Source organism: Bailinhaonella thermotolerans (assembly GCF_003594875.1).
GTDB lineage: Bacteria > Actinomycetota > Actinomycetes > Streptosporangiales > Streptosporangiaceae > Bailinhaonella > Bailinhaonella thermotolerans.
On sequence record NZ_QZEY01000003.1, the window covers coordinates 15,374 to 37,301 of the forward strand.

At 74.8% G+C, this 21,928-nt stretch carries 21 protein-coding genes; 14 read left to right on the top strand and 7 right to left on the bottom strand.

The genetic code is table 11. The features are described from left to right. Window positions 1-194: 194 nt before the first annotated feature. Both D5H75_RS44570 and D5H75_RS09325 read right to left on the bottom strand, forming a co-directional pair. Window positions 195-275 carry a putative leader peptide gene (locus D5H75_RS44570; protein ID WP_422673641.1) on the bottom strand — a complete coding sequence of 27 codons (81 nt, stop codon included), beginning with the start codon at window positions 273-275 and terminating at the stop codon, window positions 195-197. Between the two features lie 52 nt (window positions 276-327). After that, window positions 328-1,815 carry a polysaccharide deacetylase family protein gene (locus D5H75_RS09325; protein ID WP_119926013.1) on the bottom strand — a complete coding sequence of 496 codons (1,488 nt, stop codon included), beginning with the start codon at window positions 1,813-1,815 and terminating at the stop codon, window positions 328-330. 130 nt (window positions 1,816-1,945) lie between these two features. Here D5H75_RS09325 and D5H75_RS09330 point away from each other — a divergent pair, with 130 nt between their 5' ends. From D5H75_RS09330 to htpX, 11 genes are all read left to right on the top strand, one after another. Further along, window positions 1,946-2,317: an NADH-quinone oxidoreductase subunit A gene (locus D5H75_RS09330; protein WP_119926014.1), complete on the top strand. Its 372-nt coding sequence runs from the start codon at window positions 1,946-1,948 to the stop codon at window positions 2,315-2,317. 171 nt (window positions 2,318-2,488) lie between these two features. After that, window positions 2,489-3,235 carry an NADH-quinone oxidoreductase subunit NuoB gene (locus D5H75_RS44735; protein WP_340137757.1) on the top strand — a complete coding sequence of 249 codons (747 nt, stop codon included), beginning with the start codon at window positions 2,489-2,491 and terminating at the stop codon, window positions 3,233-3,235. A 23-nt stretch (window positions 3,236-3,258) separates the two neighbouring features. Beyond that, window positions 3,259-3,828: an NADH-quinone oxidoreductase subunit C gene (locus tag D5H75_RS09340; protein ID WP_119926016.1), complete on the top strand. Its 570-nt coding sequence runs from the start codon at window positions 3,259-3,261 to the stop codon at window positions 3,826-3,828. A gap of 60 nt (window positions 3,829-3,888) precedes the next feature. Then, complete coding sequence (locus tag D5H75_RS09345) at window positions 3,889-4,845, top strand: complex I subunit 1/NuoH family protein (protein ID WP_119926017.1); 957 nt, start codon at window positions 3,889-3,891, stop codon at window positions 4,843-4,845. Window positions 4,846-5,054: 209 nt separating this feature from the next. Then, window positions 5,055-6,368 carry a NuoI/complex I 23 kDa subunit family protein gene (locus D5H75_RS42810; protein WP_242454103.1) on the top strand — a complete coding sequence of 438 codons (1,314 nt, stop codon included), beginning with the start codon at window positions 5,055-5,057 and terminating at the stop codon, window positions 6,366-6,368. Then, window positions 6,365-7,306, top strand: coding sequence for an NADH-quinone oxidoreductase subunit J family protein (locus D5H75_RS42815; RefSeq protein WP_242454104.1), 942 nt, complete (start codon window positions 6,365-6,367; stop codon window positions 7,304-7,306). The genes D5H75_RS42810 and D5H75_RS42815 overlap by 4 nt, the downstream gene beginning before the upstream one ends. Beyond that, window positions 7,306-7,689, top strand: coding sequence for an NADH-quinone oxidoreductase subunit NuoK (gene nuoK, locus D5H75_RS09360; RefSeq protein ID WP_119926018.1), 384 nt, complete (start codon window positions 7,306-7,308; stop codon window positions 7,687-7,689). Before D5H75_RS42815 ends, nuoK begins: the two co-directional genes overlap by 1 nt. Continuing rightward, window positions 7,689-9,497 carry an NADH-quinone oxidoreductase subunit 5 family protein gene (locus D5H75_RS09365; RefSeq protein WP_119926019.1) on the top strand — a complete coding sequence of 603 codons (1,809 nt, stop codon included), beginning with the start codon at window positions 7,689-7,691 and terminating at the stop codon, window positions 9,495-9,497. Before nuoK ends, D5H75_RS09365 begins: the two co-directional genes overlap by 1 nt. Continuing rightward, the gene (locus tag D5H75_RS09370; protein WP_119926020.1) at window positions 9,494-10,981 is read left to right on the top strand and encodes a complex I subunit 4 family protein; all 1,488 of its coding nucleotides are present in this window, start codon (window positions 9,494-9,496) and stop codon (window positions 10,979-10,981) included. Before D5H75_RS09365 ends, D5H75_RS09370 begins: the two co-directional genes overlap by 4 nt. Continuing rightward, window positions 10,978-12,456 (top strand): NADH-quinone oxidoreductase subunit N, encoded by a 1,479-nt coding sequence (locus D5H75_RS09375; protein ID WP_119926021.1) that lies wholly within the window; start codon window positions 10,978-10,980, stop codon window positions 12,454-12,456. Before D5H75_RS09370 ends, D5H75_RS09375 begins: the two co-directional genes overlap by 4 nt. A gap of 105 nt (window positions 12,457-12,561) precedes the next feature. Further along, the gene (gene htpX / locus D5H75_RS09380; RefSeq protein WP_119926022.1) at window positions 12,562-13,419 is read left to right on the top strand and encodes a zinc metalloprotease HtpX; all 858 of its coding nucleotides are present in this window, start codon (window positions 12,562-12,564) and stop codon (window positions 13,417-13,419) included. Between the two features lie 148 nt (window positions 13,420-13,567). On the opposite strand, the gene D5H75_RS09385 is transcribed toward htpX, so the two are convergent. Beyond that, the gene (locus D5H75_RS09385) at window positions 13,568-14,455 is read right to left on the bottom strand and encodes an MBL fold metallo-hydrolase (protein WP_119926540.1); all 888 of its coding nucleotides are present in this window, start codon (window positions 14,453-14,455) and stop codon (window positions 13,568-13,570) included. A gap of 169 nt (window positions 14,456-14,624) precedes the next feature. On the opposite strand from D5H75_RS09385, the gene D5H75_RS09390 reads away from it, so the two are divergent. Further along, on the top strand, window positions 14,625-15,299 hold the full coding sequence (locus D5H75_RS09390; RefSeq protein ID WP_119926023.1) for a TetR/AcrR family transcriptional regulator: 675 nt from the start codon (window positions 14,625-14,627) through the stop codon (window positions 15,297-15,299). A gap of 141 nt (window positions 15,300-15,440) precedes the next feature. Here the strand turns inward: D5H75_RS09390 and D5H75_RS09395 are convergent, their stop codons facing one another. From D5H75_RS09395 to D5H75_RS09410, 4 genes are all read right to left on the bottom strand, one after another. Further along, entirely contained in the window at window positions 15,441-16,640 is a 1,200-nt protein-coding gene (locus D5H75_RS09395) for an ABC transporter permease (protein ID WP_119926024.1), read from the bottom strand. After that, complete coding sequence (locus D5H75_RS09400; protein ID WP_119926025.1) at window positions 16,637-17,461, bottom strand: ABC transporter ATP-binding protein; 825 nt, start codon at window positions 17,459-17,461, stop codon at window positions 16,637-16,639. Before D5H75_RS09400 ends, D5H75_RS09395 begins: the two co-directional genes overlap by 4 nt. After that, window positions 17,458-18,513 carry an efflux RND transporter periplasmic adaptor subunit gene (locus tag D5H75_RS09405; protein ID WP_119926026.1) on the bottom strand — a complete coding sequence of 352 codons (1,056 nt, stop codon included), beginning with the start codon at window positions 18,511-18,513 and terminating at the stop codon, window positions 17,458-17,460. Before D5H75_RS09405 ends, D5H75_RS09400 begins: the two co-directional genes overlap by 4 nt. Window positions 18,514-18,905: 392 nt before the next feature. Beyond that, complete coding sequence (locus tag D5H75_RS09410) at window positions 18,906-19,421, bottom strand: hypothetical protein (RefSeq protein ID WP_119926027.1); 516 nt, start codon at window positions 19,419-19,421, stop codon at window positions 18,906-18,908. Window positions 19,422-19,772: 351 nt separating this feature from the next. Here D5H75_RS09410 and D5H75_RS09415 point away from each other — a divergent pair, with 351 nt between their 5' ends. Together D5H75_RS09415 and D5H75_RS09420 are read left to right on the top strand one after the other, a co-directional pair. Then, entirely contained in the window at window positions 19,773-21,263 is a 1,491-nt protein-coding gene (locus D5H75_RS09415; RefSeq protein WP_202638001.1) for a sensor histidine kinase, read from the top strand. Beyond that, window positions 21,251-21,916, top strand: a complete 666-nt coding sequence (locus D5H75_RS09420) for a response regulator transcription factor (RefSeq protein ID WP_119926029.1) — start codon at window positions 21,251-21,253, stop codon at window positions 21,914-21,916. The genes D5H75_RS09415 and D5H75_RS09420 overlap by 13 nt, the downstream gene beginning before the upstream one ends. The last annotated feature ends 12 nt before the right edge of the window (window positions 21,917-21,928 follow it).

Sequence of the window (21,928 nt, forward strand, 5' to 3'; positions counted from 1 at the left end):
GGCGGATCCGGCTGCCGCCGCGGGGGCCCGGGCCCACGCCCATGAATGAGGACGTCCGAGGACGGACGGGGGTTCACGGGGGTGTGCGCGAGCGGGGGACCGCAGGGGGCCAGAAATCGTGGTGCCGGGGGCCGCGGGTCGTCAGGGGTGCGGACGACGTCGGGGCGCGGGGCGTCCTCCGGGGGCGGACGACGTCATGGGCTCCGGCGACACAGCCCCGAGGCCAGCCGACACAGGTCCACGTGCAGGCGGGCGAAGAGCACGTTTCTGGTCACAGCCGTCAACTATATGGCCCCGCCCGGTTCCGGCCCCGCGGACCCCGGAAAGTCACCGCGCCACATTCCGGCCGGGGGCGGCGCCCAGCTCGGGGACGGTGACGAAGGTGAACCCCCGGGCCGCCAGCCGGTCGATGATCCCGGGCACGGCGTCCACGGAACCGCGGTGGATGTCGTGCAGCAGGACGATCGAGCCGCGCCGGGTGTCCCGGACCACGCGGCGGGCGACGGTGGCCGCGTCCCGGTCGCGCCAGTCCATCGGGTCCACCGTCCACAGCACGGAGGTGAGCCCGAGCCTGCGGTTCACGGCCGTCACGTCGGCGTCCGTCGCGCCGTACGGCGGGCGCATGAGCGACGGGGCCTCGCCGGTGGCCCGCCGTACGGCGTTCTGCGTGCGTTCGAGCTGGTCGGCGATCTTGACGCGGGAGAGCTGGGCGAGGTTGCGGTGGGACCAGGAGTGGTTCCCGATGACGTGGCCCTCGTCGCGCATGCGCCGCAGGGTCTCGGGCTCGGCCGCGGCGTTCGTGCCGACGGTGAAGAACGTGGCGCGCACGCCCCGGGACCTGAGGGTGTCGAGCAGCCGGGGGGTGTCGGGGCCGGGGCCGTCGTCGAACGTGAGCGCGACGCACTTGAGCGCCGCGCAGTCGGGCGCGGACGCCCCGGAAGGGGTCGCCGAGGCCGTCGCCGCGGCGCGCGGCGTCGCGGCGGCGGGGGTGGGCGCGGGGACGCCGGCGGAGCGGTCCCCGGCGGCGGCCTTCAGGGCGCGCCTGCCCAGCGGGGACAGCAGCGGCTCGGCCTGCAGGCGGGGCACGGCCGTCGCGAGCTCGCCCGCCGAGCCGGGGCCGAACTGGTACTCGTCGAACTCGGCCACCAGGTCGCCGCGCACGTTGAACGCCAGGGAGTCGAACACCTCCGGGTCCGGCTGCAGGGCGTCGTCCACCAGCTCCCGGTCGGCCCCGGAGTCCGGCCGGGTCAGGTCGGCCCGGACCAGGGAGGTCAGTCCCGCAAGGCCCGCCTCGCCCGCGAGCAGGGCCGCCGAGGGGTGCGCCCTGCCGTCGCGGGCGTCGTACCAGACGGTCGTGGAGCTCTCGGCCCCGCCCGCGCCGCTGAAGACGCTGGTCCGCAGGCGTACGGCGAGCACGTCGTCACCGTGGGCCACGAGCTGCCAGTCGATGTTCAGCTCGGGGCTGGGCGCGCTCGTGGCGGGCGGGGTGGTCTTCTCGAACTCGCGCACGCGGTCGGCCACGATCTCGCCGAGCTCCGTCCCCAGCGCGGGGGCCCACGAGACCTCGGGGTAGGTGGCGTGGACGTTGCGGCCGGGGGAGTCGGCGGAGACCGTGCGCGTGGTGAGCCCGCCGACGCTTCCCGGGTCGAGCGCGGGCACGTAGGTGGGGTTGGACGGGACCTGGGTGACACGGGGCGACGGGGCGCCGAGGGCGTGCGCGCCTCCACCGGCCGGGCCGCAGGCGGCGGCCAGCGCGGCGAGGGCGGCGCCTCCCGCGAGATGCTGCGTTCGGGACAGTCCAGGCTTCCGGGGCATGCCGGACAGGCTAGGGGAGGAATGTCCTGGTTTTAGGCTCCTTTGGGTTTATGTCCATAGAGACTTTGGGTCTTGGTCACCCCCGGTGAGGGCGGGTTACGCTGACCGTGGCGGACGGCTGGGAGGCGGCATGGACGGCTACTTCGGGTCCTACGCGGTGGTCGGGGCGCTGCTGCTCATCGGCGTGGGGATCTTCGCGGGGGCCATGACGGCGAACCGGCTGCTGCGGCCGCACCGCCCGACCCCCGAGAAGCTGCTGACCTATGAGTGCGGCGTGGACCCGGTCGGCGAGGGGTGGGCGCAGAGCCACGTGCGCTACTACGTCTTCGCGTATCTCTACGTCGTCTTCGCGGTGGACGCGGTGTTCCTCTTCCCGTGGGCGACCGTCTTCGCGGCGCCGGGCTTCGGCGTGGCGACGCTCGTCGAGATGTTCGTCTTCCTCGGGTTCATCGCCCTGGGGATCGTATACGCCTGGCGCAAGAACGTCCTGGGCTGGACGTGAGACCTGTGGACGACCTCCCGGCCCGCGGGCGCCGTGCCGTACGACGGGCCGGTCCTGTGGACATCCCGGCGCCGCCGTCTGTGGAAAACCTCGCTCCCCCGCCTGTGGACAACCGCGCGGCGGGGTGGGGGCTTGTGGATATCGGCGCGCGGACGCGGGAGAATGCCGGTCATGGCCGCGACTGATCTGCCCATGCCCGCCTCCGGGCCGCCGGGGGTCGGGGCGCTGTCCCGGCTCGCGCCCAAGCCCATGCGGTTCATCCTCAACTGGGGACGGCGCTACTCGCTCTGGGTCTTCAACTTCGGGCTCGCCTGCTGCGCGATCGAGTTCATCGCGACGTCGATGAGCAGGCACGACTTCATCCGGTTCGGGGTGATCCCGTTCGCGCCCGGGCCGCGCCAGGCCGACCTGATGGTGGTGTCGGGGACGGTCACCGACAAGATGGCGCCCGCGATCCGGCGGCTGTACGAGCAGATGCCCGAGCCGAAGTACGTCATCTCGTTCGGGGCGTGCTCCAACTGCGGCGGGCCCTACTGGGACTCGTACTCCGTGACCAAGGGCGTGGACCAGATCGTCCCGGTGGACGTGTACGTGCCCGGGTGCCCGCCGCGTCCCGAGGGGCTGCTGCACGGCATCATGCGGCTCCAGGAGAAGATCGCCGCCGAGGCGCTGCGCGAGCGTTACGTGTGGTCCCGCAGCCGCCCGCCGTCGGCCGACGCCCTGCGCCGCCCCCTCCTGCGGGCACCCTCCCCGGGCGCGCCGCCCGAGGCCGCCGCCCCGCCGTACGGCACGGCGTCCGGTGCGACGCCGGGCGCGGCGCCCGGTTCGGCGCCCGGCGCGGCCTCGGAAGACGGGGGCGTGAGCGGCGGCGCGGCGGGCCGGGGCGGTTCCGGGGACGGGGACGGGGGCGCCGCGTGACGCGCGAGAATCATCCACAGGCTGTGGAAAACTCCGGCCCGTCCCGGGAGGACGCGGAGGAGGCGATCCGGGGCCGGTTCGGCGACGAAGCGGTCATCTCCGACGCTTACGGACAGCTCACCGTGGACGTGCCCGCGGCCCTGTGGACGGCGGCCGCGGAGTTCGCCCGGGACTCCCTGGGGTGCGCGTTCTTCGACTGGCTGACCGGCGTGGACGAGCCGCCGGACGCGTTCGCCGTGGTCGCGCACGTGTACTCCCAGACCGCCCGGCTGCACCTGCTGCTGCGCACCTCCGTGCCCAGGGAGCGGCCGGTGCTGGCCTCGGTCACCGCGGTCTACCGGGGCGCGGAGTGGCACGAGCGCGAGACGTACGAGATGTTCGGGGTGGAGTTCGCCGGGCACCCCCGGCTGGAGCCGCTGCTGCTGCCCGACGGGTTCGAGGGGCATCCGCTGCGCAAGGACTTCGTGCTGGCCGCGCGGGTGGCCAAGGCGTGGCCCGGCGCGAAGGAGCCCGGCGAGTCGGCGGCGGGCGCGCCCAGCCGGCGGCGGGTGGTGCCCCCCGGCGTGCCGCAGGACTGGGCCAAGCCGTTGTAGACCGACGCCGTCCAGGCGGCCGGCCTGGCGGGACCACCGGGAGACCCACCGGGAGGGCGAATGAACGCGCTGCTCGACACCGCGCTCCGGCTGGTCGTGATCACCGGCGCGTTCCTGCTGCTCCCGCTCATCGTGGGGCAGACCGAGCACAAGGTCATGGCCCACATGCAGGGCCGCCTGGGCCCGATGTACGCCGGGCGGTTCCACGGGTGGGCCCAGCTCCTCGCGGACGGCGTGAAGTTCGCGCAGAAGGAGGACGTGATCCCGGCCGCCGCCGACCGCCGGATCTTCGGGATCGCGCCCGCCGTGGCGCTGGTGCCGTACCTCGTGATCCTGGTCGTGGTGCCGGTCGGGCCCGGGCTCGTGGGGCGCGACCTCGACGTGGGGCTGTTCTTCGTGCTCGCGGTGCTGGGCGTCGGCGTGCTCGGCTCGATCATGGCCGGGTGGGCCTCGGCCAACAAGTACTCCCTGCTCGGCGGCATGCGGGTCGCCGCCCAGCTCATGGCGTACGAACTGCCGCTGGTGCTCGCGGCCTCCTCGGTCGCGATGGCGGCGGGCACGCTGTCGCTGCCCGGGATCGTCGAGGAGTGGCGGTGGTGGTGGCTGCCCTGGCAGGCGATCGGCGCGGTGGTGTTCTTCGTCGCGGGCCTCGCGGAGCTCCAGCGCCCGCCGTTCGACATGCCGGTCGCCGACTCCGAGATCATCTTCGGGCCCTACACGGAGTACGCCGGGCTGCGCTTCGCCCTGTTCATCCTCGCGGAGTACGCCGGGATCGTGGTCCTCTGCGCGCTGACGACCGTCCTGTTCCTCGGCGGCTGGCACGGGCCCCTGCTGCCGGGCGTGCTGTGGACCCTCATCAAGATCTTCCTCCTGGCGTTCGTGGTGATCTGGGTCCGAGTGTCCTATCCCCGGCTGCGCGAGGACCAGCTCCAGAAGCTCGCGTGGGTCGGCCTGGTCCCGCTGGCGCTCCTCCAGCTCGCCCTCACCGGCGTCGTCAAGGTCCTCCTCGCGGCCTGACCGCCGGTGAGGCCGCCGCCCGTGGGGCCGCCACCCGGGCCGCCGGCGAGGGCCGGTGGGGCGGACGGCGAGGGCCGGTGGGGCGGACGGTGGGGGGCCCGATGTGGGCCGGGGTCATTTACATGGGGCCCGGGTGCGGGATGATGTGGATCGTGGCGCGTATACCGGGATCGGGACTGGCGAAGGGGCTGGCCGTCACGTTGGGGCGGATGACCCGGCGTGCGGTGACCGAGCAGTACCCGGAGGTCCGGCCGGAGCTGCCGCCGCGCAGCCGCGGGGTGATCGGGCTCCTGGAGGAGAACTGCACGGTCTGCATGCTGTGCGCCCGCGAGTGCCCCGACTGGTGCATCTACATCGACTCGCACAAGGAGACCGCCCCCGCGCCCGAGGGCGGGCGGCCCCGGGCGCACAACGTCCTCGACCGGTTCGCCATCGACTTCTCGCTGTGCATGTACTGCGGCATCTGCGTCGAGGTGTGCCCGTTCGACGCGCTGTTCTGGGCGCCGGACTTCGAGTACGCCGAATACGACATCCGGGACCTCCTTCACGAGAAGGACCGGCTTCGGGGCTGGATGGAGAGCGTGCCCGCGCCGCAGCTCCACGACGAGCGCGCCGAGCCGCCCAAGGAGGTCGCCGCCGCCTCCCGGCCCGCCCGCGCCGCCGTGCCCGGCCGTCCCGCGCGCGCCGCGTCGCGGCCGCCCGCCGAGGTCCGCCCGGCCGATCCGGCCACCGGTCCCGCGCCCGCGTCCCGTCCCGCCGCGTCCTCCGGAGACGCCGGTACGGCGGAGCCGCCCGCGAGTGACGCCACGGCGGGCGAGAGCCGTACCGGAGGCGAGGGCCGCGCGGCGGGCGAGAGCCGTACCGGAGGCGAGGGCCGCGCGGCGGGCGAGAGCCGTACGGGCGCCGGGGAGGGGCCTGACGTGGAGGGTACGGCCAGGCGGCCGCGGCAGTCGCTGTCGGCGCGGTCGGTGCGCGCGATCAGGCCGCCGGGCTCGCTGCCGAAGAAGACCGAGCCTCCGGCCGAGGGGACTCCCGCGACGCCCTCCGCCGCGCCCGGGACGCCGCCCGCCTCCCCGCCCGCCTCCACCGCGGGTCCCGGGGTGGAGCCGCGGGCCGGGGGAGAGGACCGGAGGGCCGGGGAACGGCCGCCGAGGAAGCCCCGGCAGGGCCTGTCGGCCAGCGCCGTGCGGGCGATCAGGCCACCGGGGTCGCTGCCCGGGAAGCCCGGGCCGTCCGGCGCGAGCGAACCACCGGGCCAGGGCGAACCGACCGGCAAGCCCGAACCGCCGGGCAAGTCCCAGTCGCCGGGCAAGCCCGAACCGCCGGGCAAGTCCCAGTCGCCGGGCAAGCCTGAACCGCCGGAGAAGGCCGGACCGCCAGGCGAGTCACGGCCCGGCGGGGGCGATCCACCGGAAAGGCCGGAGTCGTCCGGTGAGTCCGATCCGCCTGATGGGGCGGAATCCCGGGGAGACCCGCCGGGAGGGCGGGGGACATCGCCCGCGGAGCCGGGGGACGGGACGTGAGGGAAGCGCCGTCCTACCTGTCGCCGAGTGGTCAGGAGATCGTGTTCCTGCTGCTCGGCGCGGTCGTGGTCGGATCGGCGCTTCTCGTTGTCACCACCAGGCGGCTCGTGCACGCGGCGCTGTGGCTGGTGGTCTCGCTCGGCGGTCTCGCCGGGTGCTATCTCGTGCTCACGGCCGAGTTCGTGGCCTGGGTGCAGGTGCTCATCTACGTCGGCGCGGTCGTGGTCCTGCTGCTCTTCGGGATCATGCTCACCCGCGCCCCGGTCGGCCCCTCGGAGAACCTCGACTCGGGGAACCGCCGGCTGGCCGCCCTCGTCGCGCTCGCGACCGCCGCCCTGCTGGTCACCGTGGTCGTCGAGGGCTTCCGTACGGCGTACGCCCCGCTCGGCCCGGCCGCGGCGGGCGCGGTCAAGCCCATCGGCGCGAGCATCTTCCGGGCCTGGGTGCTCCCCTTCGAGGCCCTGTCGGTCCTCCTCCTCGCCGCGCTCATCGGCGCGATCGTGCTCAGCCGCACGGACATCGCCCGCCCCCGCTCGGACCCGCTACGCGTCCGGCCGGCCACCGGCGTCCCCGCCGCGACCTCCCCCAACGGCCCCCGCCCCGCCCCGCCTCCGGCCCAGCCCCCCGCGCGGCCCCCCGCCGACCCCTCGGGCTCCGCCGCGCCGGGCTCCGCCGCCGCGCCGGGCGAGCCCCGTACGGGAGAGGCCCGGCCCGCCCCCGCCCCGGCGGACGCCCGCCCTGCCCCTGACCCCACCCCGGACCCCGGATCCCGCTCCGCCTCCGATCCCGGGTCCGCGTCCGGCCCCGGCCCAGGATCGGGGGCCGCGTCCGGCCCCGGCCCAGGATCGGGGTCCGCGCCCGGCCCCGGCCCAGGATCGGGGTCCCGCTCCGTGTCCGGTCCCGGCGCGGCCGGGGACTCCGAAGGCGGTGGCTCCTGATGCACGTGGTCTATCCGGCCGTGGTCGCGGCGCTGTTGTTCTCGGTCGGGGTGTACGGCGTGCTCGCGCGGCGGAACGCGATCCTCGTGCTGATGTCGGTGGAGCTGATGCTCAACGCCGTCAACCTCAACCTGGTGGCGTTCGACGTGTGGCTGCGGGACCGGTTGCACGGCGGGCAGGTGCTCACGCTGTTCGTGATCGTGATCGCGGCGGCCGAGGTGGGCGTGGGGCTGGCGATCGTGCTCGCGGTGTTCAGGAACCGGCGCACCGTGGACGTCGACCGGCTGCGCGACCTGGGCGAGCCCGAGCCGGTGGGAGCCTCGCCGGGTGAGCCCGAGCCCGTGGGCGGCGGCCCGGACGGGCGGGCGGGAGACGCCGCGTGATGGGCCTGGTCGCGCTCGTCGTCGGGCTGCCGTTCGCCGGGGCCCTGATCGGGATCTTCGCGGGGCGGCGGGCGGCGCCGTACCTCGCGGTGATCCCCACCGGGGCCGCGCTGCTGATCTCGGCCTGGCTGGCGTACGCCCAGGCCGCCGCCGGGCCCCGGGAGGCGACGCTGACGCTGGTCGAGACCGGCTCGGTGCCGATCTCGGTGAGCCTGGGGCTGGACGGGCTGTCGGCGCTGGTCGGCGTGCTCGTGACCGTCGTGGCGACCGCCGTCCAGACGTACTCGATCGGCTACATGCGCCAGGAGCCCCGGTACGCGAGCTACGCCGCCTTCATCTCCCTCTTCACCTCGGCGATGCTGCTGGTCGTCCACGCCGCCGACCTGCTCGTCCTGTACGTCGGCTGGGAGGTGATGGGCTTCTGCTCGTACGCCCTGATCGGCCACTTCTGGGAGGACCGCGCGAACTCCCGCGCGGCGATCAAGGCGTTCCTGGTCACCCGGCTGGGCGACGTCGGCTTCCTGTTCGGGATCTTCGTGCTGGGGATCTCGGCCGGGAGCTTCCGGATCGGCGACGTGCTCGCGGCGGTGCCCGCGATGTCCCCGGGCACGCTCGTCGCGGCCACGTTGCTGCTGGTCGCGGGGGTCGCGGGCAAGAGCGCGCAGGTCCCGCTGCACACCTGGCTGCCGGACGCGATGGCGGGTCCCACCCCGATCAGCGCGCTCATCCACGCCGCCACCATGGTCGCCGCCGGGATCTTCATCGTGGCGCGGCTCTACCCGGCGTTCGTCGCGGCCCCGCCCACGCTCGACCTGCTCGCCGTCCTCGCCGCGCTCGGGATGCTCGGCGCCGCCCTGGCCGCGCTGGCCGCCGACGACCTCAAACGCGTGCTCGCGTACTCCACGGTCAGCCAGCTCGCCTACATGGCGGCCGGGCTCGCCGCCGGGACCCGCGACGGGGCGGTCTTCCACCTGCTCACCCACGGCGCGTTCAAGGCGCTGCTGTTCCTGTGCGCGGGCGCGGTGATCCACGCCGTCGGCTCCAACCTGATGACCGACATGGGCGGGCTCCGGCGCGGGCTGCCGGTCACGTTCCCGGCCATGACCATCGGCTTCGCGGCCCTCATGGGCCTGCCCCCGGCCAGCGGGTTCTTCAGCAAGGACGTGATCATCGCCGTCACCGAGCACACCGCGGGGGGCGAGGGCGCGCCGCTGACGATCTGGATCGCCTGGCTGGTGTACGGCGTCGCGCTGGTCACCGTCGCGGTCACGGCGGCGTACTCCACCCGGGCCTGGCTGCGCACGTTCTTCGGGGTGCGCCGCCCGGACCTGGCGGCGCACGAGGGCCCGGCGAGCATGGTCGTGCCGATCGCCGTGCTCGCCGTCCCCGCGCTGCTGCTGGGCTTCGCCGGGCTGCCGTTCGCCGGCCTGCGCCCCGACCTGCCGTCCAGCCTGCTCAGCGTGGGCGCGTCGCTGGCCGGCGCGGTGGTCGTGTGGACGGCCTGGCGCCGCGACCCCGAGTCCGACCCGGCGCGGGTGCTGGGGCCGCTGCGCCCGGCCGCCGAGCAGGCGTTCTACGTCGACCGGGCCTACCACGCCCTGTTCGTGCGCCCGGTGGCCGCGCTCGCCCGGCTCACCGTGCGCGCCGACGACCGCGTGGTGGACGGCGCGGTGCGGGGCTCGGGCCGTACGGCGGTGGGCGCGGGCGGGCTGCTGCGGCGGCTGCAGGCGGGGAACGCGCAGGCCTACGTGACGGGCGTGCTCGCGGGGGTGCTGATCATCACGGTCGGGGTGGTGGTGCTGCGATGATCCCGGTGCTCCTGGTGACCGTCCCGCTGCTCGCGGCGGCCGGGCTGCTCGTGCCGGCGGCCCGGCGGGTGGTCCGCGGGTACGGCCTGGCGGTGTCCGGGCTGGTGCTGGGGCTGTCGATCGCGCTCGCGGCGACGTTCGACTACGCCCGGCCCGCCGCGGTCCAGGCCGAGGTGGACGTCGCCTGGACGCCGGGGCTGGACCTGCGGTTCCACCTCGGCGTGGACGGGATCTCGCTGCCGCTGGTGGTGCTGACGGCGCTGCTCACGGCCCTGTGCTTCGTGTACCTGGCCGGGCGGCCGTCCCGGCGCATGCGCGCGCTCACGGTCGCGCTGCTGGTGCTGGAAGCGGGCATGCTCGGCACGTTCGTCGCGCTCGACCTGCTGCTGTTCTTCGTGTTCTTCGAGGTCGTGCTCGTCCCGATGTACTTCGTGATCGCCGTCTGGGGCGGGCCCGGGCGGCGGGCGGCGGCCGTCAAGTTCATCCTCTACACGCTGCTCGGCTCCGCCGTGCTGCTGCTGGGGCTGCTGCTCATCTGGGCGCAGACCGGGACACTGGACATGGTGGACCTGGCGCGCACGCACGGGTCGGGGATGTCGCGCGGCGCGCAGATCCTGGCGTTCGTCGCGGTCGCGGGCGGGCTGGCGGTCAAGGCCCCGATGTGGCCGCTGCACACGTGGCTGCCGGACGCGCACACCGAGGCCCCGACCGTGGGATCGGTGCTGCTCGCCGGGGTCCTGCTCAAGATGGGCACGTACGGCCTCGCCCGCGTGGCCGTACCCGTCCTGCCGCAGGGGGCCGAGGCCGTCGCGCCGTGGCTCGGGGCGTTCGCGGTGATCGGGATCGTGTACGGATCGCTCGCGTGCCTCGCGCAGCGCGACCTCAAGCGCATGATCGCGTTCTCCTCGGTCGGGCACATGGGGTTCGTGCTGCTGGGCTTCGCCACGCTCACGCCGGTCGGGATGAACGCGGCGCTGTTCGGGAACGTCGCCCACGGGCTGATCACCGGGCTGCTGTTCTTCCTCGCCGGAGGCGTCAAGGACCGGTACGGCACGAGCGACATGACCCGGCTGGGCGGCGGGATGCTGGGGCGGCTGCCGTACCTCGGCTCGCTGCTGACCTTCGCGGCGGTGGCGTCGCTGGGGCTGCCCGGGCTGGCCGGGTTCTGGGGCGAGATGCTGGCGCTGCTCGGCGCGTTCTCGCCGGGGGCGGGGCTGTCGCGGCCGCTGTACCTGGTGTTCATGGCGATCGGCGGGCTGGGGACGGTGCTGACGGCGGCGTACTTCCTGGTCATGCTCTCCCGCGTGACGCACGGCCGGCCGGACGCGCGGTGGCGGGACGCGCGGCTGCCCGACGTGACCGGATACGAGCTGGCCGCGTGGTCGCCGCTGGTCGCGCTGACGCTCGTGATCGGGCTGTGGCCGAAGTCGCTGCTGCTGGTGACCGATCCGGCGGTCCGCGTCCTGCTGGGGGTGGTGCCGTGATCCAGTCCATCGACTACGCCGCGATCGCGCCGCCGCTGATCCTCGCGCTGGCCGCGGGGCTGGTGCTGCTGCTCGACGCGTTCCTCGGCCGGCCCCGCGCGCCGGGGTTCGCGGCGCTCGGCGGGGTGCTCCTTTCGACGGCGGCGGTGGCGTGGCTCGCGGTGGAAGGGGCCGGGCGTGCCACCTTCTGCATCCCGGGCGAACTGCGCGGCGGCGGGCCCGCCTCGTGCTCGTACGTCGCGGACCGGTTCACGCTGGTGATCTCGGCGGTGATGCTGGGCGCGGCCGTGGTGGTCGTGCTGCTGTCGATGACCGAGCTGGCGCGCGGCGACGTGCCCGCGGGGGAGTGGTACTTCCTGCTGCTGTGCGCGTTCGCCGGGGCCGTGGCGCTGCCTGCCTCGCGGGACCTGGTGATGCTGGTCGTGTCGCTGGAGCTGGTCTCGCTGCCGGTGTTCGTGCTCGCCGCGCTGCGCCGGTACGACGGGCGCGCGGGGGAGGCCGCGCTGAAGCTGTTCCTGGTCTCCGTGGTGTCCACGGCCGTGATGCTGTTCGGGGCCTCGCTGGTGTACGGCGTGACCGGGGAGATCCATCTGGAGCGGATCGCGGCGGTGCTCGCCGGCGCGCGGTTCACCGACGCGGTGCCCGCGCCCGGCGCCGGGGCCCCGGTCGCGGTCGCCGGGGTCGTGCTGGTGCTGGCCGGGTTCGCGTTCAAGGTGGCCGCCGTGCCGTTCCACTTCTGGGCGGGCGACGTCTACCGGGGCGCGCCGGTGCCGGTCGCCGCGCTGCTGTCGGTGATCTCCAAGGCGGCCGGGTTCGCCGGGCTGATCCTGCTGTTCACGCTGGCCTTCCCCGCGCTGCGCGGCGTGTGGGGGCCGCTCGTCGCCGTGCTGGCGGCGGCCACCATGACCGTCGGCAACCTCCTGGCCCTGCGGCAGCGCCACGCCGTACGGCTGCTCGCGTGGTCGTCCGTGGCGCAGTCGGGGTACATCCTGGCGCCGCTCGCGTCCGCCGACCGCGGCGCGGTGCCGGCGTCCGTGGCGTACCTCGCGCTCTACGCGGCGATGAACATGGGCGCGTTCGCGGTGGTGGCGGTGGTCGCGCGCACGCGGGCGGGCAACGAGCTGGACGACTACCGGGGGCTGTGGGCCGTCAGCCCCTGGTCGGCCGCGGCGCTGGGGTTCTTCCTCGTGTGCCTGGCCGGGCTGCCGCCGGGGCTCGCGGGGCTGTTCGCGAAGATCGTCGTCTTCCGGGAGGTCGTCGCGGGCGGGCTGGGGTGGCTGGCGATCGTGATGGCGATCAATACCGTGATCGGGCTTTACTACTACATCGCCTGGGCGGGACGCTTGTTCGCGGCCGTACGACCCGGCCGCGCCGTACCCGTGACGGCGCCGGCGGGCGTGGCCGTCGCGATCGCCCTGGTCGCGACCGGAGTCTTCTCCGCGCTGCCGCAACTGGCGATCTCCGCCCTCGGCTGAGACCGCCCGCCGCCGCGGCCGTACGGCGGGACTCGGCGGGAACGGGAACGTATGCGCAGGTTGCAGACGTTTGGCTAGTGGAACCGGCACGGGAAGGAGGTTGAGTTGCGCCACAACGGTCTGCGCACCGCGGTGCTGCTCGGCGGCCTGTCCGCGCTCATCCTGGCGATGGGCGCGTGGCTCGGCGGCGGTTCCGGCGTCCAGGTCGCGCTCGTTCTCGCGCTGGTCGTGAACGGGATCGCGTACTTCTTCTCCGACCGGATCGCCCTGCGCGCCATGCGGGCCAGGCCCGTCAGCGAGGTCGAGAACCCCGTCCTCTACCGCGTGGTGCGGGAGCTGTCGGTGTCCGCGCGCCAGCCCATGCCCCGCCTCTACGTCTCGCCCACCATGCAGCCGAACGCGTTCGCCACCGGCCGCAACCCGCGCAACGCCGCGGTCTGCGTGACGTACGGCATCCTGGGGTTGCTGGACGAGCGCGAACTGCGGGGCGTGATCGGGCACGAGCTGTCCCACGTCTACAACCGGGACATCCTGATCTCCTCGGTCGCGGGTGCGCTGGCGTCCATGGTCACCTGGCTGACCTACGTCGCCTGGTTCCTCCCGATCGGCGGCAACGACGACGAGGACGGGCCCGGCTGGCTGGGCGTCCTGCTCATGATGGTCCTGGGCCCGGTGGCCGCCGGCATGATCCAGATGGCCGTGTCCCGGTCCCGGGAGTACGCCGCCGACGAGTCCGCCGCCCGTCTGACCGGGGATCCCCTCGGCCTGGCCCTGGCCCTCCGCAAGATCGAGATGGGCACCCGCGCCATGCCGCTCCCCGAGGACGGCCGTCTCGCCTCCGCCAGCCACCTCATGATCGCCAATCCCTTCAGGGGCGAGGGCATAACCCGCCTCTTCTCCACCCATCCCCCCACCGCCGCCCGCGTCGCCCGCCTGGAGCGCCTGGCGGGCTACCGCCGCTGACCTTCCTGCCGTACGGCGGCGCCTCCGATCCGGGGCCCCGGGGGACTTCGTGGGAGTACGGCGGAACGCCCGCGCCTTCGTGAGGCGCGGGCGTTCGCCGTACGAGGGCCGCCGGGAGGTGGGCCGGGGACCTCGGAACGGGGCTCTCCTAGGAGAGGGACTTCTTGGTGCCGGCGGGACGGACGTCCACGACCTTGTCGGCGATGCCCTTCTCCCAGAAGGCCATGACCAGGGACTTCAGGTCCTCGGAGTAGATGTTCCAGCTATCGGTGTGGACGGCCACGACCTTGCGGGGGTTGAGGTGCTCGGCCACCTCGGCCGCGCCCTGCGAGGTGAGCGTGAGGGGGGCGTTGTCGAGGATCGCCGGGGTGCGGGCGGCGCCGGCGAAGAGGATGGCCGTGTCGATCCGGCCGTACTGCCTCCTGATCCGGTCGCCGACGGACTTGGCCAGCTTGACCGAGGCGTTGTCGCCGGAGACGTAGGTGGTGGGTACGCCCTTGCCGCTGAGGAGGAAGCCGGTCACCTCGCCGTCCTCGCCGCGGTCCACGCCGTCGGGGCCGTGCAGGGCGGGCAGCGCCGTGACCCTGATGCCGCCCCGGGCCGTCTTCAGCGTCGTGGACTCCCAGCTCTTCATGGGCGTGATGTGCGCGCCGAGCCGCTTGCGCGCGCCGGGCGTGGAGAGCACGACGGGCACCTTCGCGAGGAGCTCGCGGCCCTTGGTGTCGAGGTTGTCGTCGTGCTGGTCGTGCGAGAGCAGCACGGCGTCGATCTTGCCGATCTGGTCCACGCTCAGCGCCGGGCCCTGGGTCTTCTCCAGGCCGCTCGGGTACTTCTGCGGCTGGTCGAAGGTCGGGTCGAGGAGGATGCGGGCCCCGGCGATCTCCAGGATCGTGGTCGGCCCGCCGACGTGCGTGACGGTGAACGCGCGGGAGGGGCGGTGGTCGGCGGCCGCGTTGGCGCCGCCGGCGGCGAAGACGGTCGTGGTCGCGGCGGCGACGGTGACCGCGGCCGCGCGGAGGAACGTCGAACGGTTCATGAGGAACACCAGCTCTCACAGTGAACGGCCGGGCTCGTAGCGGGCCGGCCTCCAAGATGTATGCAACGCTAACACACATCGTAAGCGGTGATAACAATCAGGCCGGTTGCCCGAGGGGTGTGGGCGATACGCCCAGGTAGTCAGTGTTAGCGCTGCTATCATGGGAGGCATGTCGACGGCACGAGAGCGCATCCTGGAAGCGACCGCTGAGCTGCTCGCCACCAAGGACGCGCTGGCGATCTCGACCCGGGCCATCTGCGACCGGGCCAAGGTCGGCATGCCGGAGATCTACCGGCAGTTCGGCGACAAGCAGGGGCTGCTCACCGCGGTGGCCGACCTCGGCTTCGAGCGCTTCCTCGCCAACAAGCGGCGCAACCCGCTCACCGACGACCCGGTGGCCGACCTGCGCACGGCCTGGGACAGCCACGTCGCGTTCGCGATCCGCAACCCGCACCTCTACCGCCTGATGTTCACCCCCGCCGGGGAGCCCGGGCCGCAGGGGATCAAGGAGGCGCAGGCCCTGCTCCTGGCCGCCGTGGAGCGCTGCCGCGACGCCGGGCGGCTGCGCATGAGCCCCGAGCTCGCCGGGCAGTCGATCCTCGCCGCGAACGTCGGCGTGTGCCTGATGGCGCTGTCCTTCCCCGACCTGTTCGGGGCGCTCGACATCTCCCAGTCGGTCCGCGACGCCGTGATCGGCAAGGTCACCGGCGACGAGCGGGAGGACACCCGGATCGCCCCGGCCACCGTCCTGGCCCAGGCCCTGGTGGGCACCCTCACGGGCGAGGCCCCCCTCGACCCCGCCACCGTCGAGACCCTGTCGCGGTCCCTCCGCCGCCCGGCCTGACCGCGGAGGCGTACGCCGTGGGGGCCCGCCGCGGGGAAGCGGGCGGGCCCCGGAGGCCGCGGGGCAGGCCGGGCCGTTCTGCCGGGCCGTTCTGCCAGGCCGTTCAGCCGGGGCCGTTCTGCCGGGCCATCAGATGGACCGTCAGACGGACCAGAGGGCTTCCACGGGGGAGAGGCGGGCGGCGCGGAGGGCGGGCAGGAGGCCGGCGGCGGCGCCTATGAGGAGGGCGGCGCCCAGGCCCCCGGCCCACGCGAGCGGGGGGATCACCACGGCCCAGCCCCGCGTGGTCGCGTAGACCGCGGTGGTCAGGGCGCCGGCCGACACCCCGGCCGCCCCGCCGGCGAGGGCGAGCAGGACCGCCTCGGCCAGGAACTGGGTGCGGATGTGCCCCCGCGTGGCCCCCAGGGCGCGGCGCAGGCCGATCTCGCCCCGGCGTTCCAGGACCGAGATGACCATGATGTTGGCGACGCCGATCGCCCCGACCAGCAGCGCCACCGCGCCGAGGCCGAGGAAGAGGCCGTTCATGGCGCTCTCGGCCGCGGCCTGGGCGACGAGCGCGGCCGAGGGCCGGCCCACGGAGACCTGGCCGGGGTTCTCCGGGTTCGCCTGCGCGGCGAGGAGGGCGTGGACGCCGGTGACCCGGTCGGACCGGGTGCGCAGGTAGACGGTCGTGGGGTGGCCGTCGAAGCCGAGGTACCGCCGCGCGGCCGGGTACCCGACGAACACCGACGCGTCCACGGTCGGGATGAGCACCGAGGGCGCGAGGATCCCGGCGACGTAGAACCACCGCCCGCCCAGCCAGATCCGCTGCCCGGGCCAGGCGCGGTCGATGCCGAGGAGCTGCGCGGCCCCGGCCCCGAGGACCACGACCGGCTCGCGCTCGGTGGCGGCGTTGAGGTACGCGCCCCTCGCGAGCTTCGCGCCCACGGCGGCGGGCAGGCCGAGGCTGGCCGCGTTGACCGCCAGCCCGTTGGTGTTGATCGCGGGCACGTGCGGGGACCGGTAGACCTTCGCGTCCGGGACGGTCCCGAGGTGCTGCACGTCGGTGACGCCCGGCAGCCGGGAGATCATCGCGGGGGCGGCGGCGGGCAGGCGCGCCACGCCGCCGCCGGCCTTCTGGCCGGTGGACACGGTGAGCAGGTTCGTCCCGAGCCGCGCGATCTCCGCGAGCAGCGCCGCCTGCGAGGACGCCGACAGCCCCAGCACGGCCACGATCGCCGCGACGCCGATGGAGATCCCGAGCGCGGACAGCCCGGCCCGCAGCCGCCGGGCGCGCAGGCCCTCGACCGCCAGCCGGAACAGGTCGGCGGGCCGCAGCTCGCGCGGTGCGGGGGCGGTCATGGTCCCTCCAGGCGGGCGGGCTGGGCCTCGTCGGCGATGATCCGGCCGTCGAGGATGCGGATGCGGCGGGGGAGGCGGCGGGCGATGTCCTGGTCGTGGGTGATGACGACGATCGTCGTGCCGGTGGCGTTCAGCTCGGTCAGCAGGCCGAGGATCGTCCGCCCGGTCGCGCTGTCGAGGTTGCCCGTCGGCTCGTCGGCCAGCACGATCGCGGGGCGTCCGGCGAGGGCGCGGGCGATGGCGACCCGCTGGCGTTCACCGCCGGACAGGGCCGTCGGCCGTACGGCGAGCTTGTGGGCCAGGCCGACCCGCGCGAGGGCCTCGGCGGCGCGGCTCCGGCGCTCGGGGAGCGGGGCGCCGCCGTACAGGAGGCCGTTGGCGACGTTGTCCAGGACGGTCGCGTGCTCGGTGAGGAAGAACTGCTGGAACACGAAGCCGACGCGGGTGGCGCGCAGCGCGGACAGGCGGCGGTCGGGCAGGGCGGCGACGTCGAGGCCGGTGACGCGGACGGTCCCGGTGGTGGGCCGCGCCAGCGTGCCCATGAGCTGCAGGAGCGTGGTCTTGCCGGAGCCGGAGGGGCCGGTGATCGCGACCAGCTCGCCCGGCGCGACGGTGAAGCTCACCCCGCGCAGCGCCGCAACGGGCGGGTGACCGGGGTAGGTCTTGGTCACGGCGTCGAGTTCGAGGACGGGCGGGCCCGGCTGAGCCGACGCGGCGACGCTCGCCCGGCCGGGTGCGGCGACCGCCGGGTGGCCGGGTGCGGCGGCGGCCGGCTGGCCGGGTGCGGGGGTGATCCCCTGGGCGGGTACGGCGGCGCTCATGCGGCGGGGACCACGACGTGCTGACCGGGGGACAGGCCCGGCGCGGTGACCTGGACGAGCCCGCCCGCCGTGTCGAACAGGCCCGGCGTGACCGGGACCAGATGGCGGCCCCGCGCGGTGGCGACCTCCACGGAGTACCGCCCGCCCGCCTGGGCGAGCAGTGCGGTGACCGGCACGACCAGGGCGTTCTCCGCCTTGCCCGTCACGATGCCCACCTGCGCCGGGGCCCGGTCGAGGCGGCCGAGGGCGCGCGGCCTGGCGGGGGTGACCGTGACGGGGATCGTGGCGGCGGCCTCCGGCTTGAGCGCGGTGGCGACGGTCCCGACCGAGGTGACCCTCCCCGGGGTGGTCTTCCCGTCGGGGAGCGTGATCGTGACCCGGTCGCCCCGCCGTACCTCGGTCTGCTGGGACGCGGGCAGGTCCACGGTGACCACGGGGGTGGTGGAGGTCCCGGCGAGGACCTTCTGCCCGGGCTGGGCGGGAGCGCCGGGCACCGCGGCCACGGACGTCACGCGCAGGGCCGAGGGCAGGAAGGCGGCCTGGCCCAGGGGCAGTTCGCCGGTTTCCGGGAGGCCGGTGGCGTCCTGGAGCCTCTTGAGGGCGTATCGCGTCCCGAGCCCGAAGTATCGGGACTTGGACACGGGGTCCTCGGCGTACCCGAGCCGGCCCAGCGCCTTGTTGAGCGCCGCAACGTCGCGGCCGCGCATGCCGTACGACAGGGTCCGGTAGGCGGGGACCGGGCCGTACAGGAGGATCACCGGGCGGCCGTCCACCCGGTAGAGCGCGCGGCCCTCGCGGATGACGGCGCCGACGGCGGGAAGCCGGGTGAACGTGCCGGCGGCACGGTTGACCACGTGCCGGGCACCGGCGTAGCCGAGGGTCGCGGGGACCTGCGTCCGCGCGGTCAGCGTGCGCCGCTCGACGGGGGCGGTCGAGGGCCGGTACGCCGTGCCGGAACCGGGTCCGGCCTCCCGGGGCGTGCCCGGCCCCAGCCGCGCGACACCGGCTCCCGCCACCGCCGCGACGACGGCCACCACGAGCACCCCCACCACCCACCGCCGCCTCGGCCGGGGACCGGCGGCGTACGCGGCGAGGACCGCCGCACCGGAATCGGCGGAACCGGGAGCGGCGGAACCGGGAGCGGGGACATCCGCACCGGGAGCGGTGGAGACATCCGTGCCGGGAGCGGTGGAGACATCCGTGCCGGGAGTCGCGGGGCCGTCCGTGCCGGGAGTCGCGGGGCCGTCCGTGGCGGGAGTCGCGGGGCCGTCCGTGGCGGGAGTCGTGGGGACGCCGGCGCCGGGGGCATCCGGGCCGGAGGTCGTGGAGGCGTTCGCGCCCGGAGTCCCGGGGGCGTCCGCGTCGCGAGGGCCGGGGACGCTCGCTCCGGACGCGGCGGGGACGCCGGTGCCGGGGGCGGCGCCGGGGAAGGGCGGGGGCGGGGTCACTTGACGCCGCCGGGGGCGAGGGAGCGGCAGGTCTGGTGCGCGGCCTTGAACGCGGGGCTGTTCTCGTCCACCGGCTCGCCGGTGAAGCCGACGCCGTGCTCCTCCAGGACCGGGTCGGGGAAGGCGCTCACGCCGTTCCGGCGCATGCACGCGGCGTACTTGAGGAGGCCCTGGTACTCCTTCTTGAAGTCCCCGGCCTGCGGCCGTCCCGGCGTGACGTGCCCGCACGCGGCGGACGCCTTCTTGAACTGCGGGGTGTCCCGCCCGAGGCTGCCGTTCTCGTTCGGGAACGCCCCGTCAGGTCCCGGGTCGAGGAAGCCCGGGTGCCCGTTCGCCCGCATGCACTTGGCGAAGGCGAGCGACTGCTCGTAGGGGGTCTTCCCCGTGGCCTGCTGCTTCCCCCCGCCCGGCTCGGTGTCCGGGGAGCACCCGGCGGCGATCAGCGCGGCGGCGGCGATCGCCAGGGCCGGCGCGCGGACGCTCCCGGCCTTGCGCGACAGGCGATTCCACATGGTTCCCGTCCTTTCCTGTACGGCGCTGCGACGCCCAGGTCCCGGAGTACGGCGGACCGCGCGGGCACGGCGCCGGTGTTCCGGGCGCGGTGCCGCCGTTCCGGGCACGGCGCCGGTGTTCCGGGCGCGGCGGTGCGCGGGGGCATCGCCGTTCCGTCGGCGGGCCCGCCGTACGGGGTCGGCTGTGCGGTGGTCCTGGTTGGACCTGGACGGGTCAAGAGTGGGAGGGAGGGCCTAACGGGGGTCGAACGCGGGCCGTTATGTCGCTGTTAGGCGGTTCCGGGCATGCTGGCCGGAGCACCGGGCGGCCGGGGCGCCGGGCCCGGGCCGTACGGGCGAGGGGGAGGACCGATGGGAGTGCCCGGCGATCTCGTCCGCCGCCTGGCCCTGCGCCGCCGTACCGTCCGGGTGCGGTTCACCGTCCTGTATGTCGCGTTGTTCCTGGTGTCCGGGGTCACGCTGCTGGTCATCGCCGTCGCCGTGACGAACGGGCAGGCGCGCGTGTCCCAGGCCGTTCCGGCGTCGCCGGCGGAGGTCCGGGCGGAGTCGGCGTCCCTGGCCGAGGCGCGGCGCGTGATCGCCCGGCTGCGGGCGGACCTGGACCAGGCGGAGGCCGACAGCGCCGGCCGTCTCCTCACCGGCTCGGCGGTCGCGCTCGGCGTGATGGCGGTCGCGGCGGTCCCCCTGGGCCGGATCGCCGCCGGCCGCGTCCTGCGCCCGCTCCGGGCCGTGACCGCCGCGACGCGCCGCATCACCGCCGACAACCTGCACGAACGCCTGGCCGTACCCGGCCCGGCGGACGAGCTGAAGGACCTCGCCGACACGATCGACGATCTCCTGGGCCGCTTGGAGGACTCCTTCACGGCTCAGCGGCGCTTCGTGGCGAACGCCTCCCACGAGCTGCGTACGCCGCTCACCACGATGCGAGCGTCCTTGGACGTCGCCCTCGCCAAGCCGGGTCCCGTCCCGCCCCAGACCGTCGCCCTGGCCGGACGTCTCCGCGCGGAGCTCGACCGCATGGACGGCCTCCTGGAGGCCCTGCTCACGCTCGCCAGGGCCCAGCACGCCGGCCTGCCCGCCGAAGGCCCCGTCAGCCTGTCCGACCTGGTCAGCGCCTCCCTGGCCGACCATGAGGCGGACGCGGGGGCGCGGGACCTGACGGTGCGCGCCGAGACGCCCCCGTCCGGCGGCGGCGTCGTGCGCGGCAGCGAGCCCCTGCTCCGCCGCATGATCGACAACCTCGTCCACAACGCGATCGTCCACAACGAGCCGGGCGGCCACCTCCACGTCCGCGTGGAGCCCCGCACCCCGGCCCACCTCCCTTCCCCGCCCCGGAACGCCCCCGCCGCACCCGTCGGCGCGAAGCCGTACGGCGGGGCGGGGCCGTACGGCGGGGCGGGCGCGGTTCTGGGGGAGGGCGGCGCGGAGGGGTGGCGGCTGGTCGTGGAGAGCGGCGGGCGGCGGCTCGCCCAGGACGAGGTGAAGGACCTGGCCAGGCCGTTCCGCCGGCTCGGCGCGGACCGGACGGGGTCGGACCGGGGCTCCGGGCTGGGCCTGTCGATCGTCGAGGCGGTGGCGGCGGCCCACGGCGGACGGCTGAACCTGCACGCCCGCGAGGAGGGCGGCCTCCGGGCGGAAGTGGACCTGCCCCCGGCGACATCACATCCCGCTCCGACATCAGATCCCGCTCCGACATCAGATCCCGCTCCGACATCAGATCCCGCTCCGACATCAGATCCCGCTTCGGCATCGGATCCCGCTCCGACTCCGAAGGTCAGATCCGAGAGGGAGGAACGTCCAAGGGTCAGATCCGAGAGGGAGGAACGGCAGTGCGAGTCCTAGTGGTGGAGGACGCCCGGTCGCTGGCCGACGTGCTCGTGGAGGGCCTGCGGGACCAGGGCATGGCCGTGGACGCGGCGCACGACGGCCTGGCGGCGGCCGCCAAGCTGGACTCCACGTCGTACGACGTCGTGGTGCTCGACCGCGACATCCCGGGCATCCACGGCGACACCCTCTGCCAGATGATCACCGATCGCGGCGACCGCGCCATGGTCCTCATGCTCACCGCCGCCGGGACCCCGGGCGACCGCGTTTCCGGCCTCGGCCTCGGCGCCGACGACTACCTGGCCAAGCCCTTCCACTTCCCCGAACTGGTCCTGCGGATCCAGGCCCTCGCGCGCCGCCGCCCCTCCGCCCGCCCGAGGATCCTGCGCGCCGCGGGGATAGAGCTCGACCCCATACGGCGTACCGTGACCCGCGACTCCCGTCCCCTCAACCTCTCGGTGAAGGAGTTCGCGGTCCTCGCGGCCCTGCTCCGCGCCCATCCCGCCCACCTGAGCGCCGAGGCCCTGCTGGAACAGGCCTGGGACGAGAACGCCGACCCCTTCACCAACACCGTCACGGTCACGATCGGCCGCCTCCGCCGGAAGCTCGGCGACCCCCCGATCATCGAGACCACCCCCACGGTCGGCTACCGCATCGCCACCCCGTCCTGACCGGGTACGGCG

Bases quoted from the DNA above. Each gene is read 5' to 3' on its own strand.
- D5H75_RS09325 (WP_119926013.1), bottom strand. From the start codon at position 1,815: ATGCCCCGGAAGCCTGGACTGTCCCGAACGCAGCATCTCGCGGGAGGC.
- D5H75_RS09330 (WP_119926014.1), top strand. From the start codon at position 1,946: ATGGACGGCTACTTCGGGTCCTACGCGGTGGTCGGGGCGCTGCTGCTC.
- D5H75_RS44735 (WP_340137757.1), top strand. From the start codon at position 2,489: ATGGCCGCGACTGATCTGCCCATGCCCGCCTCCGGGCCGCCGGGGGTC.
- D5H75_RS09345 (WP_119926017.1), top strand. From the start codon at position 3,889: ATGAACGCGCTGCTCGACACCGCGCTCCGGCTGGTCGTGATCACCGGC.
- D5H75_RS42810 (WP_242454103.1), top strand. From the start codon at position 5,055: ATGACCCGGCGTGCGGTGACCGAGCAGTACCCGGAGGTCCGGCCGGAG.
- nuoK (WP_119926018.1), top strand. From the start codon at position 7,306: ATGCACGTGGTCTATCCGGCCGTGGTCGCGGCGCTGTTGTTCTCGGTC.
- D5H75_RS09365 (WP_119926019.1), top strand. From the start codon at position 7,689: ATGGGCCTGGTCGCGCTCGTCGTCGGGCTGCCGTTCGCCGGGGCCCTG.
- D5H75_RS09370 (WP_119926020.1), top strand. From the start codon at position 9,494: ATGATCCCGGTGCTCCTGGTGACCGTCCCGCTGCTCGCGGCGGCCGGG.
- D5H75_RS09385 (WP_119926540.1), bottom strand. From the start codon at position 14,455: ATGAACCGTTCGACGTTCCTCCGCGCGGCCGCGGTCACCGTCGCCGCC.
- D5H75_RS09390 (WP_119926023.1), top strand. From the start codon at position 14,625: ATGTCGACGGCACGAGAGCGCATCCTGGAAGCGACCGCTGAGCTGCTC.
- D5H75_RS09395 (WP_119926024.1), bottom strand. From the start codon at position 16,640: ATGACCGCCCCCGCACCGCGCGAGCTGCGGCCCGCCGACCTGTTCCGG.
- D5H75_RS09400 (WP_119926025.1), bottom strand. From the start codon at position 17,461: ATGAGCGCCGCCGTACCCGCCCAGGGGATCACCCCCGCACCCGGCCAG.
- D5H75_RS09410 (WP_119926027.1), bottom strand. From the start codon at position 19,421: ATGTGGAATCGCCTGTCGCGCAAGGCCGGGAGCGTCCGCGCGCCGGCC.
- D5H75_RS09415 (WP_202638001.1), top strand. From the start codon at position 19,773: ATGGGAGTGCCCGGCGATCTCGTCCGCCGCCTGGCCCTGCGCCGCCGT.